Raw genomic sequence first — 15,477 nt, 5'->3', positions numbered from 1 at the left:
TCACAGTGAAGCCGGTACACACCAGAAAGCACCATGTGGCGCTGGGCGACGTTGATTCTGCCCTGGTGATCTACTTTGCCGCCGTTTTCCGCTGGCACGAGCAGAGCTTTTCTGAGTGGCTGGCCCAACGCTACATGCCCCTGAGCCGTATCCTGGCCTCAGGCCGCGGCCTGCCCATTGTGAACTGTTCAGCCAGCTATGCCGCTTCCATCCGGCAAGATGACATCGTGACACTCGACTCGTGGGTGTCCAACGCCGGCCGGTCTTCTTTCACGTTCGGCACCACTGTCCTCAGCGGCGGCACCGTCGCAGCAACGGTTGAAACCCGCCATGTCTGGGTTGAGGCGAGCCCAAGCGGCGCCTTCAAGTCCGCTAATTTGCCGGAAGCGCTGCGCGTTGCAGCGGGCGAGTTGGCTGGGTCGGAGCAACCATCGGAAGGTGCCCCTAGAATGCCGGCGCGGACCGAGCGACGCTAAAGAACAGGTGCCGGGGCGCGTGATGCAATCAGTGCCTGGAGGTCGGCGACTGTTCTGCTTTCAAGCGGTGCCAGGCGTGGGATGATCATCAGAGACGTCCCGCCGCTGCGCGCGGTTCCACCACGGTAACGAGGGCCTTCGCGTGCTCGGGAGCAGTGTCAGATGGGTTCTAAACGGCGTGTTCTTTCCTAGCGGCTCGCAGACGGACCTGTTGGAGGCATTCGTTCCGATCGGCGTCCAGACGACGGTCTGGGGGCGTGGTCTCAAAAGCGGCCCCCCGGCCGAACAAGAGGCACTCCCCAACGAGGGACACATTCTCGCCGTCCTTGAATGGGCCGAACCGGACTCCGAGTTGATACAAGGCGATTAGAAGGGCCTCGCCGGTCGACGCTTGCTGCATGCCGCTTAGATCGTCTTTGCAGGGGACGTTGCGCTATCCGGTTTCTTCACAGGGATTCATAAGGTTCAGGTACGCATAATGACCGAAGCTCCGGTCAACTGCTATTTGACCGGAGCTCCACCATTTGAGGGTCTCCCGTCGTACCTCAGTCGTTGGCCGCTGCCCTTCGGTGGGCGGCGGGGCTGGCTGGAGGTGGTGAATAGACCTAGTGACAGCGGACTTAGGGGAGTGGGCCCTTGATGTTCGTGTGGGCTTTTCTGTCAGATTTGCTTCTGAGACTGCCCAGCATGAGTGTGCAGGAATCGACTTTTGGACCCTATTCTGACGATGTTTGCGGGACTTCCTGACATCAGGGTGGGGTGTACTTCAATCCGCAGCCGCCTCACTGTTAACCAGGCGGTTGCAGCACCTGCTCCACGCATCCATCGACCCGCCCGAAGGGCCCGCACGGACCGTCACACTCAAGAAGTGCAGGCTGGGCTCATCCGCAGGCTGCTAGTCACCTGGGAAGCCCGGGTGAGGGCACCGTTGAAGGGATTCAGTACTACACCAAGCGCGTGGGGTGGTCAGAGAATACTGCAAGACCTTTAGAAATCCCGGTCGAGGGGTGTGTCATTTTTGTCCTACGCGGAAAACGAGAAGCCCTTCATCGTAGTGGAACATTGCGCGTCCTTTGCCTTCGTTTTGGATTAGCCAGAGGACGCCGCTGTTTAGGGCGAGCATGTCCACACGTCCCGATGTCACCTCTTTTCCATCGAGGCGGAGAGTGACCTCGTCGTTGGGCGACAGCATGTTCCAGTCGTCTATGGGCTCTAGCGGAGGGAAAATTGTCCAAGGCTGCAGTCGCGTCGTCTGGCTCAAGGTACGGACCAGCCTCCTGACAAGGGGGACATTTTTCTTCGGGCGGGGCAAAAGAGAGAGGACAGCTTGGTTCCTTTCCTTAGTATGAAATCAGAGGATGGCAGCAGTGAGATCGCCGGGAGAGGCGCGAGCACCGTGAGCGGGTCAAGGGCCTGGATGGCCGTGCCGTTGTGAATGGTGGGTGCACCGGATGATAGTCCTACGCGCCGGAGACAACCTTGCGGCAAAGGCAGCGCACCGCCCCAGAAGGGTTCGGCCTAAGCATCGGACCGGCCGCCTTCAGATCGTTGAGAGGTTCAAAGAACAACTCAGGGTCTTCTTGCGCGCGGCTCGCTGCCGACCCCGCTACAGCGAAAACCGAAGTCGAACGTTGGCCAGGCAGCCGAACAGGAGCTCCCGCCCGTCTGCCAAAGAGTGACTAGTTCGAGGTGTTGATCCCACCGGCCCTAGGGCGGGCAAGATCTCAGCCGACAGCACGGCATTAATATCTAAACGCACTGCCCAAGGCTTCGGCAGCCCGGCCAACTACAATTCGGCTATTCTCTTGAGGAGTGCCTGCCGGAGGGCGGCAGGACGCTCCAAAGGGACTGTGGACCCTCACTAATCACCAGTGCCTGGGTCAGTCCTCGTCAAGGTCGGGGAGGGCTGGCGCGGCCTCTTGACGCAGCAGATCGGCCAACTCGGCGGCAGTCCGATCGCCGCCGCCGTATAGCACGAGATCCTCAATCGCCCGGCTGCGCTTTTCCGGGATGAGGTGCGCAACGAGGCCACGATATTTCGTGATCACCTCGTCCGTGCTGAACTCGCGGTCCTGCGGTGGAATCGACTCAACCTGCATCGTTTTTCCGCTGCGGAGGCTAATGTCGAGTCGCGTCACGAACCGACGGTCGCGCCCGAGTGAGTCGATCGCTTCGTCGTGTACGACGTCAATCCGATCCATCAGGTCCCAGACTTCCGACCGGGCGAGGGAGGACGCCGAGAACTGGTCGACGTACGCCGAGCCGTCGATCAGGGCCACGGCCGCGCCGAAGCGAAGGTTCATCTGCGCACTCAGCGACTTTCCTGGGTGCTCCATTTTCCACGATGTGCGCCGTGCAACGCTCTCGCTTACGTGGATCGTGATGTGGTCGATGTTGTCCGCTGTGAGCCCCTCGGCACGTAGTTCGATGAGGGCGTCGATAGTGGAGTGAAGCATAATCAGGCAGGCGTGCCTCTTGATCCCGATCGTCTCAATTACCCACTCGGAGCCGAGCCCGCTCGTAAGCTTGTCGAAGTCAGCAGATTCGACCTCACCCAGAATGGTTGCCGCGAGCCCTCCGTACTCGTGCTCGAGAACCCGCTCGGTGCCAACGAATCCGGCGGATGCGAGAGCGGCACCGTAGAGTCCGGACTGCGCCGCCATGCCGTGGTGCATGCGTTTGACCATGGATTTGTACTGGGCGGCCATGAGGCCGCTCGCCCGAGTCGCGGCGTTGCCGATGGCGCTTTCCATCTGAGCGGCATCCAGTCCGAACACCGTACCGGCCGAAACAGCGGCGGCGACGGTACCAAACACCGCACCCGTGTGCCAGCCGATAGTACTGAGGCGCCCTCCGCCCATCGCCATGCCCACCCGTGGCCCTACTTCGTAGCCCAGCGCCAGTGCGCGGAGCAGCTGGGTAAGCGAGACATCGCCGCGAACCTCTGCCGCGGCGAGGCCCGCCGTGACCACGACCGATGATGAGTGCAGGGCGCCGTGTGCGTGAAAGTCATCGAGTTCGAATCCCTGTACGAACGTGCCGTTAAGCAGTGCCGCCGCCGCCGGCGAGACCGAGCGCCCCCAGCCCCACAGCGTCGCACCTGACCCGTTATCGACCAGCCCGATGCCCTCGACCGCCCGACGCGCCCACGGCAGCTTCGCCCCGACGAGCCCACACGCAATCCCGTCCAGCAGCAGCACCCGCGCTCGTTGGATTACATGCTCTGGGAGATCGTCAGCCGTACTCGCGACGAAACGCGCGAGTTCAGGAGTCGGCGATGTCTGCACCATAGTGTCCGTCATCGGGCCGCCTGTGTCGCTGCGTGCGCACCTGCACGACCACCGAAGACGATGTTACGCGTCATGCCGCTCGTGGAAGGGTAGTTGTGGTAGAAAAGGCCGACAATGTCGCCGTTCGCGTACAGCCCGCGGATGGGCTCAAGGGCGGTGTTGAGCACCTGGGCGTCGCGGTTGGTGCGCACTCCGCCGAAACTGAATGTGATGCCGCCCGTTACCTTGAACGCGAGGAATGGGCCGTCAACGATGGGTCGCGACCAGTTGGTGTGCGGCGGTGTCAGACCGACGATCCCGCGGCCGTCCTCGACCGTGGGGTCAAAAACCACACTGTCGTCGATGGCTGCGTTGTATTCTCTGACGGTGCGCTCAAGGGCGCCGGGGTCAACGCCGATCTTCTGGGCGAGTTCGCCAATCGAATCAGCCTCGACGGGCACCGCTGAGCGGTACGCCTCAGGGAAGAGGGGAACTGCTTTTTGGTCGTAAATCTGGAACGCGACCCCGTCTTGCTGGCGCGAAACCGCCCATCCGGTTTTCGCGTAGGTGTAGGTGCGGTGCCGCTCGGACTCGTCGAAAAAGCGTTGACCGTTGACGTCGACGCTAATGCCGTGCGGGTAAGCGTAGCGGTTCACTCCGTTATCCACCTCGACGTTAGGCGCGCTGGCGTCGATCGGCGACGCATGCCCGCCTTGCCACTGTCCAGAGGTGGCGGCACCCAGGGCAACGGCCATATCGAGCACCTCACCCGTGTTGTGCCGGCTACCGCGCACTTTCATGAGGTCAGCGCCTGGGGGCAGGTACCGTGCTCGGCGCTCTGCGCTTGCCTGGAAGCCACCACTCGCCAAAATGACCGCACCAGCCTGGATCTCGTAGCGGCCGTCGGGACCGTCGACGACCACGCCCGTGACTTGCTGGGAGTTGCCCACGATCTCCGAGACGCGCGAGTTGGTGCGGAGCTCAATACCGAGCTCCTCCCCGATCTTGATCCACCGCTCGACAAGCCCGAGGCCCCCTCCGACAGGTCCCAGCACAGTGCCGGGCGGGAACTCAAGGAAGCCATCGCGCTCAACGGGTTTGGGCCACGGGAGCCACTGGTGGCCGTGGTCGGTCATCCAGTCGATGGCGTCGCGCGAGTCGTCGACGAGGACATTTGCTAGCTCGCTGTCAATGAGCCCCTTGGTCACCTGGTTGAGGTCCGTGAGGAACTCGTCCGAGGTATAGGGGCGGACACGCAGGCGGCCCTTCAGTTCCTCACGGGAGTTGTCGGTCAGCAACGTCAAAAGATCGTCGCTTCCGTCGTGGACGAAGCGGAAGCCCATCTTCGAGAAACGGCAGTTGCCACCCATGTCGTCACGCGCCGCCTTCTCAAGCACGAGGACACGCTCTGCTCCCGCATCCGCTGCGGCAACGGCTGCGGCGTAACCCGCACTGGCCCCACCAACAACGACGACATCAAATTTCTCACTCATCAAGGCTCCTATCACAAGAGGCTGCCCGGTCGGCCAGCCACAGAATCTATCTTCTATAGACTGCATGATAGAAGCAAGGTGTACAAGTGGGAATCAATATTTAGTTGTTCTACTTCCCGCTACGGCCGCTTCGCGCTTGCCGCTCGTTGAATGCCACCAGGACGTGTTCCGCCATATGGCGGCATGCTTCCTCTGGCTGGCCTGCCTCCATCGCTGAAAGGACGGCTTCATGCTCCTCCAGGAACCGGGCGACATGGCCGCGACTGTCCCACATGCTCTCAGAGCTGGGGATCGCCTTCTCCCACAGTGGGCGCATCACTTGATCGGCGATGTAGGGGGAGCCGACCTGCATGAGGGCCAAGTGAAACTCGCGATTTTGCCGCGACAGGCTAGCTGCCGATGCGCCCTCCTTTACAAGTTCCCGCATATCGTCCTGCAGCTTCCGCAGCATCGCCAACGATTCACCGTTTGCGCGCTCCGTGGCCAGCTTGGCGAGAAAGCCCTCCACCTCGGCTCGGAACAGATAGAGGTCACGCAGGTCCTGCCTCGACATCTCGGTGACGGTGGCTCCGCGGTGGGGGGAGTAGTTGATCAAGCCCTCCGACTCAAGACGACGCAAGGCTTCGCGCACCGGCGTTGCGCTCACCCCGTAGCGAACACTGATCTCGGTCTGGCGAATCTGCGTCCCCGGCAGAATGTCGCCGTTTTGCAACTCCTTGCGAAGACGCTGCAAGACGTACTCAGCCTTACTCAACGGTCTTTGCCCAAAACCCGATTGTTCTGTGGACGAATCCATTCATGGCCCCCTTTCAAAATCTTCATCATGTACTCGACAGATTCTACAATGTTTGGTTAAGATACGATCTATAGAATGTAGATTGTCGAATAATGAGAGTTTGGAGCCGCCGGATGACGATCCGATTCGAGAAAGACGCCCAGGTCGCGCGGGTGACGATCGACCGCCCCGAGGCGATGAATGCAATCGATTCCCAAACGCGAGCGGAGTTGAGGCAGGTTTACGCCGAGATCGCATCAGATACCGAGATCCGCGTCGCCTTGTTGACCGGCGCGGGCGAGAAAGCCTTCTGCGCTGGCGCCGATCTGAAGAAGACGATGCCGACAGGAGACAATATGGCCTGCGAGGAGTTCGGCGGACGCTCGGACCACCTGCTGGCAGGGTTTCCTGTCGAGAAGCCCGTCGTGTGTGCGATCAACGGCTATGCGCTCGGCGGCGGACTAGAGCTCGCACTGATGTGCGATATCCGGGTGGCGTCGTCAACAGCAACATTCGGGCTTCCCGAGGTTCGCAGGGGAACCATCCCGGGCAGTTCCGGGACGCAGATGCTGCCGCGCATCGTCGGGCGTGCGCATGCGCTTCGGCTCATCCTCACGGGGGACCGGATCGACGCGGAGGAGGCTTTTCGGATCGGGCTGGTGGGCGAGGTGATCGAACCCGGCGCCCTGCAATCTCGGGCGAATGAGATCGCTCATCGCATCGCGCACAACGCGCCTTTGGCGGTCGTAGCGGCAAAGAAGCTGGTCATGCAGTCGCTTGAGATGCCTCTCGCCTCCGGCATGGCGCTGGAGCGCTACGCGTTCGGGCTGCTGCGCGACTCAGAGGACCGCATCGAGGGTCGCACTGCATTCGCCGAGAAGCGCGAACCCCACTATCAGGGGCGCTGACCGGTGCCCATTACTTCAAAGGACGGAACGAGTAGATGACGACATCACTTCGCGATAAGACCGCGATAGTCGGCGTGGGTGCGACCCCCCAGGGCCGGCTACCAGGGTCGACCGCACTGACGCTGGCCGTAGACGCGTTCAAGAACGCGCTCGAAGATTCTGGGCTGCGCAAGGAGGAAATCGACGGTCTTCTCACCTTCCCTGGCACAACCGCTCCCGAAGGTGCCCTCAACTATCTTCGGGTCGGCGAGGCTCTCGGCATCAACCCCCGCTTCACTGGGAGCATGGTGATGGGCGGCGGCACCGCCGGTGCACTTGTGCAGCAGGCAGTGATGGCTGTTGAGACTGGAATGGCCGACGTCGTAGCGTGCGTGTTCGGTGACGCCGCTAAGACCGGCGGGTCCCGGTTCAGTCGTGCCTCCGGCTGGGGAGACCCGTGGTCGTTGTGGGGAATGTACGGGGCCGCCGCGAACTCAGGCGTCGCGGCTAGCCGCCATATGGCGTTGTACGGCACGACGAGCGAACAGCTCGGCGCAGTTGCTGTCGCTTGTCGTAAGCACGCGTCGCTCAACCCGAACGCCGTCATGCGTGACCTCATCACGATCGAGGATCACCAGGCGTCTCGCTGGATCGTCGAACCGCTGCACTTACTAGACTGTTGCCTCATCTCCGACGGGGGCGTGTGCATCATCGTCACAAGTGCCGAGCGCGCCAAGACGATGAAGCAGCCGCCGGTCTATATCTCCGGCATGGGTCAGGCCTACACCAACGAGACCGTCGGCAGAGAGGACTGGTGGTACGTCCCTCACCAGAAGGAAGCGTTAGCGCGTGCATTTCAGATGGCGGGGGCGAAGCCGAGTGACATCGACGTCGCCCAGCTCTACGACAACTTCACTATCAGCGTGATTCTGTGGCTTGAGCACGCCGGGTTTTGCGGTGTCGGTGAGGGCGGCTCCTTTGTCGAGGGCGGCCGAATTGAGCTTGGCGGTGAACTGCCTGTCAACACCGCGGGCGGTAACCTCTCGGAATCTTATATGGAGGGCTGGCTGCACATCGTTGAAGGCGTACGCCAGATCCGCGGACAGGGAGATGCCCGCCAAGTCGAAGACGCGGAGCTATGCCTAGTGACCGGTCGAGGCATGTCCCTCAACACCTCAAACGCGATGATCCTCAGTAAGAACGGAGTCTCCTCATGATTGAGTCCACACCCACCATCTACACCAAACCGCTTCCGGACATTACCGACGAAAACCGCGAGTTTTGGGCCGCGCTAAAACGGAATGAGTTGCGCCTCCAGGAGTGTTCAAACTGCTCGCACCTGCGGTATCCGATCAACCCCTACTGTCCCCAGTGCCTCTCGACCGACCACTCATGGGAGGCACTTTCCGGCCGCGGGTCCGTGTTCTCCTACATTGTGTTTCATCAGGTCTACAACAGCGCGTTCGCCGGCGAGGCACCCTATAACGTCGCCCTCATTCAGCTGGACGAGGGACCACGCATGTTCTCCAATGTCGTAGGTGTCCCCAATGACGCGGTTAAAGTGGGCGACCGGGTGGAGATCTTGTTCGATCCCGTGACTGATGAAGTCACCCTTCCGCGGTTTCGGCCGGCCCAATACAATGCCTGACCTGGCCACGCGGGCGCTGGATGGCGTGCGTGTTGTGGAAATTGCCAACGAGCGTACCCACTACTGCGGAAAGGTCCTCGCAGGGCTCGGCGCCGACGTACTACTTGTCGAGCCGCCCGGGGGCGCCCCAACTAGAGGGGCGGAGCCGCTCGATGAGGCATCCGTCGGGTTCGCATACACGAATGCAGGCAAACGTTCGATCACGCTCGACTTGGACGACCCTGGTGACGTTCGCATGTTCCGCCGCATTCTTCAACAGACCGACATCCTGCTGACGGGTGATGTGCTCCCGATCCTCAAGAATCGAGGCTTAACCTACGGTGAGTTGTGTCAGGAGAACGAGTCGCTCGTGATGGTTTCGATAACCCCGTTCGGGCTTACAGGACCTCTGGCAGCCAGCGATGCGCCCGACCTGGTTTGCCTCGCCCAAGGCGGCCTGCTGTATCTCGGCGGCTACGCGGACGGCGCACCGATCGCCCCACCACAGGAACAGGCGCTGTTCGCCGGCGGATCGTTCGGCTCGGTCGCCGCCCTCATCGCGTTACTGCATGCCGAGGCAACCGGTGAAGGACAGCTGGCGGATGTCTCGCTGCAACAGTGCGTCACGATGGCGTTGGAGAACTCCGTGCAATTTTGGGAGCTGGAGCAACACGTGCGCCAGCGTACTGGCGGTGCACAGAAGAACGCCGGCACTGGACTTTTCACTACGGCCGATGGCTACGTCTACGTCCTTGCGGCCGGGATCGGAGGAAATCGGTTCTGGCCCAATCTCGTGCGCTGGATGCGCGAGGAGGGAGTCGATGGTGTAGACGCGCTAGAAGGCGATCGTTGGGGCGACCGTGACTTTATCGCATCCGACGAGGCGATAAAAACCTTTTCGTCGATCTTCAGCGTTTACGTCGCGTCTCGGTCTAAGAACGAAATTTACGAACGCTCCCAGCATTACCGCGTACCGTGCGCCCCGGTAAACACGACGAGCGACGTACTCCAGAACGAGCAGTTGCGCTTCCGCGGGTTCTTCACGGAGATTGAGTTGGCGCCAGGAACTGTGGCCGAGGCGCCGGGGGCGCCGTACCTGCTCTCGCGAACGCCTTGGACGGGCGGTCTGCGCGCGCCCAATCCAGGTGAGCACACGTCCGCCGTGCTGGCGGAACTCGCGGCGTGGGAGCACCAGACTGCGGGCATCGCATGACCGCGCACGCCGGAGCCTTGGAAGGAGTGCGCGTCATTGACTTCTGCTGGGTCGGTGCGGGGTCATTCGCTACGAAGATCCTTGCCGACCACGGAGCCGACGTAGTCAAAATTGAGAGCAGCGCGAAAGTCGACGGTCTACGCCTCAGTCCGCCATTTGCTGGACGGCTGCCGGGCGTGAACCGCAGCGGATACTTCGCCGACCGCAACTCAAGCAAGCGCAGCATGGCGCTTAACCTGAAGTCCGAGGATGGACGCCGACTGGCCCTTGAGTTGATCCGTGACGCCGACGTCGTGGCCAACAACTTCACCCCTGGAGTCATGGAACGATTTGGACTGGGGCCGGAGGTCGCGCTCGGGATTAACCCGCGAATCGTGTACCTGTCAATGTCAATGCAGGGTTCGGGGGGACCACATCGCCACCACATCGGATACGGTTCGACCATGGCAGCGATAGCTGGGCTTCACGACCTAACCGGTGAGTCCAGCCGTGATCCCATCGGCACCGGGACGAACTACCCCGATCACATCCCGAATCCTACACATGCCGCGATCGCCGTACTTGCAGCCGTGCGCCACAGCAGACGGTCCGGGCACGGGCAGGCTATTGACATTGCCCAGGTGGAGCCGATGGTTTCGGCTCTCGGAGCCGCGATCCTGCAATCATCCCTTTCTGGTAGGCCTCAGCACAGACGGGGCAACCACCACCCGACAGCTGCCCCGCACAATGTGTATCGCTGTGCCGGCGAGGATCGATGGATTGCAATTGCTACGATGACCGATGATCATTGGAGCCACCTCGTGGTCGAGCTGGGTCTTCGGCCGCCGGTGGCCTGGGCTTCAGCAACAGAACGCAAGGCTGCCGAAGCGGAGCTCGACGGGCTCGTTGCGGACGCAGTCGCCAGGCGCGACGCTGTTCAGCTCGCCCGTGCGCTCAATGCGCGGGGTGTGCCTGCTGGAGTGGTCTCGACGGCGGCGGATCTCGTCGACGATCCCCAACTGATCGCGAGAGAGCATTGGCAGCACCTTGAACATCCCGAGATGGGCCGCACAACGTACGCGTCCCCGCCGTTCCAGCTGTCCGCGACACCTGGGCGCCTGTCCCGACCGGCTCCGTTACTAGGGGAGCACACGATCGAAGCGGCGGAGCAGTTCTTAGGCATTGGCTCTGATGAAGCTGCCGAACTGGTTCGGTGCGGAGTCCTCAGGTGAAAACTGCGTTGCAACGGTGGAAAAGGAGAAGCTCATGAAGATCATCGTGCTCGTAAAAGAGGTCCCGGACACATACGGTGACCGGAAGCTCAATTTGGAGACTGGACTCGCCGACCGCGACGCGTCAGACCGCGTTCTCGATGAAGTGGGAGAGCGCGCTCTGGAGGCGGCCCTCCAATTCAAAGACAAGACTCCCGGGACGGAGGTCACGGTCATATGCGCCGGGCCAGAGTCTGTGCCGAAAAGCCTACGGAAGGCACTGGCAATGGGCGCGGATGCAGCTGTGCATGTCTGCGACGGTGCGCTGGCCGGTGCTGATCTCGGTCTGACGGCCGAGCTTCTCGCGGCAGCAGCCAAGAAAGCGGGATTCGACCTCATCCTAACGGGTAATCTCTCTACGGACGGTGCAGGAGGCGTGATCCCGGCGATGGTCGCCGAATGGCTCAACGCCCCGCACGCGACGTTCCTAAGTGCGTGGACGCTTACGACAGACAGAGTTGTTGGATCCCGCGCAACCGACGGCGGCGTTGTGGCCCTGGAGGCGCCTCTACCCGCTGTCGTGTCCATTACTGAAGCTTTTCCCGATCCTCGCATGCCCAGCTTCAAGGGCCTTATGGCGGCGAAGAAGAAACCGCTTCAGACCTGGACACTCTCTGACCTCGACGTGAATGCCGAGCCCGTCGTACCCCGATCCATCATGACCGCGATAGCCGAGAAACCTTCCCGGGCCGCGGGTATTAGAGTCGTCGATGACGGCAAGGCCGGCACACAGCTGGCGCAGTTCCTGCTCGAGAACCGATTGGTGTGAGGCCCTCATGAGTAACGTCACCCCCCCCAGCATCCTCGTCGTCGCCGAAGCAGACCCTAGCGGCACGCTCTCGAGTTCCGCCGCGGGCCTGATCGGCGCAGCGGCCGACGTCGGTACGCCGGTCGCCCTAGTCGTAGCCAAGCCTGGCACGGGTGCCAGCCTCGCCGCCGAGGCCGGCACGCTCGGCGCTGTGCGTGTGCTCGTAGCTGAGGTCGAGGACGTCGATAGGGCGCTGACCACACCCTTACTCGACGCCCTGGTGGCAGCGGTTGCGCTCGTCAGTCCCGAAGCGGTCCTCGTGTCAAACTCGATCGAAGGACGCGACCTCGCCGGACGCTTCGCAGTTCGAGAGAGGGCAGCTCTCGCAGTCGACGTCGTCGCGCTGATACGCGACGAGGATGGCATCCTCGCACACCACTCCGTCTACGGCGGAGCCTATAACGTCGCGTCGGCGGCGACATACGGACCTCTCGTTGTGACAGTCCGTCCCGGCGCAATCACCTCGCGTGCGGATGCCGCGGCCCCGGTCGTTGAGACGTTCACGCCGACGCTCACACAGCAACCCTCGACCGTAATAACCGGTTTCGAGGCAACGCTCGCGGCCTCGTTGCGTCCCGAGCTTCGCAGCGCCGCGACGGTCGTGTCGGGCGGGCACGGGCTGGGCTCTCAGGAGAACTTCGCGCTCGTCGAACAGCTTGCCGATGTGCTCGGGGGCGCAGTGGGCGCCTCCCGCGCTGCCGTAGACGCCGGCTGGATTCCTCACGCGCACCAAATCGGCCAAACCGGTTGCTCCGTCACGCCCGACCTCTACGTCGCCCTTGGCATCTCGGGGGCCATCCAGCACAAAGCAGGGATGCAAACAGCGAAGACGATCGTAGCGATCAATAAAGATGCGGATGCCCCGATCTTTGAAATAGCCGACTTCGGTGTGGTGGGAGATGTGTTCACGGTGGTGCCGCAGCTGATCGCGGCTCTCGAGTCAGAGAAGAAGTAGCATGGCTGTCCCCACCCGCCCGATCCGTCGCGGCCTGCCCCGTGAAGAAGGCGGGACTCCGTGGCCGCAGGCCGTCAAAGTCCCCGCCCCCGCTCCTTCGCCCGCAGCTCGGGTTGCAAAGCGGGCGGAAGCATCTGCTCCCCCCGCGACAGGTGAACGTCTCGAGGTATCCAGCCCGGACGCATCGTTGCATCGCTCAGCGAGCACGGGTGCCCGTCGACGCGTCCGTCACGGTCTTCCTCGAGTGCCGGGTGGGCGGCCGTGGCCGTCAGCCAATGACGCCGCCCTGGAGCTGGCTGATTTGCCCCGTTCAAATACGGCTTTTGCAAGTGCTAAAGCGGATGCTACCGCCGCCGCCGTCGTCCCTGGCGATGGTTCCCCAAGCAGAGGGGGCATTCAGGCTGTCGCGCCGGTTGCCAGTCCAAGCACCAGTTCGGCGGGTAGGAAGGGGGTGCGGCGGGGCTTGCCGCGGATTGGTGGCGGTGAGCCATGGCCTGGATCCAAGCAGATTGCCGATGCCGACGCTGCGGCTCTGGCTGACGCGTCCAGTGCAGTAGCCCCCCGAGCGCAAGACATGGCACCTGTGGATCAGCCCTCGTTGAACCACGTGCCGATCGCTGAACTTGTCGAAGCGTCCGATAGTAGGAAGATGGAGACTGACATCCCAGCGGCCACGGCACCTTCCGGGCCCAAGCTGGAGCGTCGCCGCATCCGGGAGTTCACTAAGGGAAAGCCTGTGGTCGCCGTACTACTAGGCGGGGCCGGTCTTTTGCTCGCTGCATCCATGGCGGTGGTCTTCACGCGATGGCTTATATCACTGGCGTTCATGCAGGACTTCCTGAACACTTATCCCGGGGAGGCTCATCTTCCCGAGGGCGTACCAGTCGGGATTCCCGCGTGGTTGGCGTGGCAGCACTTTTTCAACATCTTTCTTATGGTGCTTATCATCCGCAGCGGTCTACAGGTCAGGGCGGAAAAGCGGCCCCCGTCATACTGGTCACCGCGATGGAACCCCGCAAGGAAGATCAGCATCAACCTCTGGTTCCACCAGACTCTCGACGTGCTCTGGATCGTGAACGGAGCGGTGTTCGCCGTGCTGTTGTTCGTTACCGGACAGTGGATGCGTGTGCTTCCCACAACATGGGAAGTGTTCCCGAACGCATTGTCAGCGGCGGTCCAGTATCTGTCGCTGAACTGGCCAACGGAGAACGGCTGGGTGAACTACAACAGCCTCCAGGTGCTGGCTTACTTTACGACGATCTTCGTCGCTGCCCCCCTCGCTGTGATAACCGGTGTGCGGATGAGCGGAGTGTGGCCCAAGAATGCCAAAGCCCTCAACAAGGCATACCCCGTAGAGTGGGCGCGGGCGGTCCATTTCCCGGTGATGCTGTACTTCGTCACGTTCATCATCGTGCACGTCGCCTTGGTGTTCGCGACGGGTGCACTGCGAAATCTGAACCACATGTACGCTGCGCAGGGCTCGACAGACCCGTCGGCGTATGCAGCGAACTGGACAGGCTTCTGGATCCTTTTCGCCTCAATGGCCATTATTATGGCCGGCTGGGCTGCCGCACGTCCGCTCATCTTGTCTGGCCTCGCCCGCGCCTTCGGCAAGGTCTCCAGCCGATAACTCCACCCTCACAGGTGAGAGGTCGTCTTCGACGCCATGATCCCAACGGGGGTCGATGCAATCGCAACCGCATTTGATTTAGCCACTTGATGCAGAGTTGTCCTCCCGCTCCGTGCTCGCACGGGGCGGGCGGTCAAAACGCACGATCCTTTCTCGTGGTGAAACCAGATGACTAAGGTCCGATTGGATTTGGTGGCCATAGGTGATCATGGAGCGCCTGCGGGTTCGTTCCTGTGAGCCAGTTGTGCCAGATGCCGGCCGCGAGGGCCAGGAGCAGTGCAGCGACGCGTACCTGACGTCTTCGAGGTGGCCTTAGAGGGTGAGCCGGCCTTTGGGGGTATCGAAGACTGACTCTATATATTGCCGGATGCCTCCGAGTTTGCCCAAGCGTGGCTTCTCGTCCTTGCCGTCGGGCTTGATGAGGTGGGTGCCGAGGTCCTCGGCGATTGACCGTTCAAAGTCTTTGTTGGCGAAGCCTTTGTCACCCAGGAAGACCTGGCCCGCGCGAACGAGGTGGTGGTTCTTGTCCAGCACGGCCTGGGTGACTTTCCCGTTCCTTGCTTTCGGGTTCGCAGGCCCCAGATGAACGGCATTCTTCCGGGGTGCTGATCAGGTACAGGCGGAACCCAGAAGTATCGCGAGTGCGAGGCGCAATGGCCGGCATGTGCGCCCAGATCGCTGCGTTTGACGTTTCCCGATATCACGCAGGGCATCGGTGTGGAATCAACGCGCCGGAGCACCTCATGCCAGGACGAAGTGTACTTGGCCAGGAGGGTGATCGTCACAGAGATCAGTGTCCATGCGGCCCGGAGACGTTTGTTGTAGCCGAACTGCTGCGGGATGCTAAGGAAACATCCCGGTCAGTGCGTCCGGGCGTACCGATTCATCTGGTTTCTGAGGAGTATCCGAGCAGTTGCTGCGCCACCGCCAGGCAGAGCACCTCCGCATCCGACAAGCGGGCTTGCGCCCGGGGCCGCCGGTCCCGGGACACGCCATGATCCGGCAGGAAATGGTCGGTGAGAAGGACATAGTGTGTGGTCAGGAGAGTGCTTAGTTTCGTGTCACATACCGGGTGTGACACTCTCCGCCTGGCT

Annotated in this window: 12 protein-coding genes and 1 pseudogene; 9 read left to right on the top strand and 4 right to left on the bottom strand. The window is 62.0% G+C overall.

All coding sequences use genetic code 11. The annotated features are described in order from the left end of the window. Positions 1–5: 5 nt before the first annotated feature. Positions 6–476, top strand: coding sequence for an acyl-CoA thioesterase (locus J2X01_RS13065; RefSeq protein WP_310057891.1), 471 nt, complete (start codon positions 6–8; stop codon positions 474–476). Positions 477–2,356: 1,880 nt separating this feature from the next. Here the strand turns inward: J2X01_RS13065 and J2X01_RS13060 are convergent. The 3 genes from J2X01_RS13060 to J2X01_RS13050 all read right to left on the bottom strand — a co-directional run bounded on the left by J2X01_RS13060 (position 2,357) and on the right by J2X01_RS13050 (position 6,034). Further along, positions 2,357–3,766, bottom strand: a complete 1,410-nt coding sequence (locus J2X01_RS13060) for an MmgE/PrpD family protein (protein WP_310058078.1) — start codon at positions 3,764–3,766, stop codon at positions 2,357–2,359. 8 nt (positions 3,767–3,774) lie between these two features. Then, positions 3,775–5,238, bottom strand: a complete 1,464-nt coding sequence (gene tcuA, locus J2X01_RS13055; protein ID WP_310057888.1) for an FAD-dependent tricarballylate dehydrogenase TcuA — start codon at positions 5,236–5,238, stop codon at positions 3,775–3,777. A 109-nt stretch (positions 5,239–5,347) separates the two neighbouring features. Then, positions 5,348–6,034 carry a GntR family transcriptional regulator gene (locus J2X01_RS13050; protein WP_310057885.1) on the bottom strand — a complete coding sequence of 229 codons (687 nt, stop codon included), beginning with the start codon at positions 6,032–6,034 and terminating at the stop codon, positions 5,348–5,350. A 113-nt stretch (positions 6,035–6,147) separates the two neighbouring features. Here J2X01_RS13050 and J2X01_RS13045 point away from each other — a divergent pair, with 113 nt between their 5' ends. From J2X01_RS13045 to J2X01_RS13010, 8 genes are all read left to right on the top strand, one after another. Continuing rightward, on the top strand, positions 6,148–6,921 hold the full coding sequence (locus tag J2X01_RS13045; RefSeq protein WP_310057883.1) for an enoyl-CoA hydratase/isomerase family protein: 774 nt from the start codon (positions 6,148–6,150) through the stop codon (positions 6,919–6,921). 35 nt (positions 6,922–6,956) lie between these two features. Then, positions 6,957–8,117, top strand: a complete 1,161-nt coding sequence (locus tag J2X01_RS13040; protein ID WP_310057880.1) for a thiolase C-terminal domain-containing protein — start codon at positions 6,957–6,959, stop codon at positions 8,115–8,117. Then, on the top strand, positions 8,114–8,548 hold the full coding sequence (locus J2X01_RS13035) for a Zn-ribbon domain-containing OB-fold protein (RefSeq protein WP_310057877.1): 435 nt from the start codon (positions 8,114–8,116) through the stop codon (positions 8,546–8,548). The genes J2X01_RS13040 and J2X01_RS13035 overlap by 4 nt, the downstream gene beginning before the upstream one ends. Continuing rightward, on the top strand, positions 8,502–9,740 hold the full coding sequence (locus J2X01_RS13030; protein WP_310057874.1) for a CaiB/BaiF CoA transferase family protein: 1,239 nt from the start codon (positions 8,502–8,504) through the stop codon (positions 9,738–9,740). The genes J2X01_RS13035 and J2X01_RS13030 overlap by 47 nt, the downstream gene beginning before the upstream one ends. After that, a complete protein-coding gene (locus J2X01_RS13025; protein ID WP_310057871.1) occupies positions 9,737–10,951 on the top strand; it encodes a CaiB/BaiF CoA transferase family protein in 1,215 nt (404 codons plus the stop codon). Before J2X01_RS13030 ends, J2X01_RS13025 begins: the two co-directional genes overlap by 4 nt. A 34-nt stretch (positions 10,952–10,985) precedes the next feature. Beyond that, positions 10,986–11,759 (top strand): electron transfer flavoprotein subunit beta/FixA family protein, encoded by a 774-nt coding sequence (locus J2X01_RS13020; RefSeq protein ID WP_310057868.1) that lies wholly within the window; start codon positions 10,986–10,988, stop codon positions 11,757–11,759. Positions 11,760–11,766: 7 nt separating this feature from the next. Further along, positions 11,767–12,753: an electron transfer flavoprotein subunit alpha/FixB family protein gene (locus J2X01_RS13015; RefSeq protein ID WP_310057867.1), complete on the top strand. Its 987-nt coding sequence runs from the start codon at positions 11,767–11,769 to the stop codon at positions 12,751–12,753. 649 nt (positions 12,754–13,402) lie between these two features. Next, positions 13,403–14,383, top strand: a complete 981-nt coding sequence (locus J2X01_RS13010; protein ID WP_310057865.1) for a cytochrome b/b6 domain-containing protein — start codon at positions 13,403–13,405, stop codon at positions 14,381–14,383. Between the two features lie 192 nt (positions 14,384–14,575). Here J2X01_RS13010 and J2X01_RS13005 read toward each other — a convergent pair. Then, positions 14,576–15,464, bottom strand: a pseudogene (locus J2X01_RS13005) (transposase family protein); the annotation flags it as partial. Positions 15,465–15,477 lie beyond the last annotated feature (13 nt).

Origin of the sequence: Arthrobacter ginsengisoli (genome assembly GCF_031456935.1) — a bacterium.
Lineage (GTDB): Bacteria > Actinomycetota > Actinomycetes > Actinomycetales > Micrococcaceae > Arthrobacter > Arthrobacter ginsengisoli.
The sequence above is the reverse complement of the archived record's forward strand: the minus strand, read 5'-3'. Positions and strand labels throughout refer to the sequence as shown.